Genomic DNA, 835 nt, shown 5'->3' with positions numbered 1-835 from the left:
CTGCCGCGCCAGATGCGCGCGCAGCGCCTGGTTAAGCGTCTTGGAATAGCGCATGGAACTGGGCTTGTTGGCTGCCACCGATCGGGCCACGCCTTGCGCCAGATAGATGTCCGTCGGCGCTTGGGTATCGATCGTTTCCGGTGCGATCAAAACGACGTCGTAGCAACTGCCGTCGGCGGCCATGCTCGACCAAGTGGTGGCCACCCGATAGCCGCACGCGCCGCCCAGTGCATGAAACGCTTCCGGTTCGACACCGTTCCCTGTGGCTGTCGACAGATCGGTCGCGGGAAGCTCGGGGCTGTTGGTGCTCCATACGGTGCGCAACGTATCGAGTTCGCCCGACAAGCGAGGGTTGGGCACTGCGCCGATACGCACTTGCGCGGGGCGCTTCGTTAGCAACTGCCCTTTGAGGTCTTCAAGACCGCCAATGTCCTTACCCCAGGCCAGCAACGGCGACTGCCCCACGGACACGGTGGCAGTGCCTTGCTTGTGCAAGACGACTTCATAGCGATAACGCGTCAACTCGTTGTGGCTCCAACCCCGCTTGAGTTGGATGTCGACGCCGGCAATATCGGTGATGTCTTCCTTCAGTCCGGCAAAAAAATCCGGATCAAGCAGCAATTCGGTTTCCAGATGGATATTTTGGTTGATGCGCCATTGCAAGCTCTCGTCGGCAGCAGCGGCATCATCCGAGGGTTGGTAAGCGGCTATGGCAGTTGCGAAGCAACGCAGCAGCTTGAGATTGCGAACATCGCCGACATAGATCCGGCCGCCCGGCGTCAGCAGGTCCATGGCCTGCCGCAATACGTCGACCAGGTAGTCGCCGCTCGGGAAG

General features: G+C 60.7%; 1 pseudogene. It reads right to left on the bottom strand.

Annotation, left to right across the window (positions count from 1 at the left end):
• A pseudogene (locus ISP18_RS00080) lies at window positions 1-835 on the bottom strand (hypothetical protein); the annotation flags it as partial.

This window comes from Dyella humi (assembly GCF_044904605.1).
GTDB lineage: Bacteria > Pseudomonadota > Gammaproteobacteria > Xanthomonadales > Rhodanobacteraceae > Dyella_B > Dyella_B humi.
This window is presented reverse-complemented; position numbering and strand designations above follow the sequence as displayed.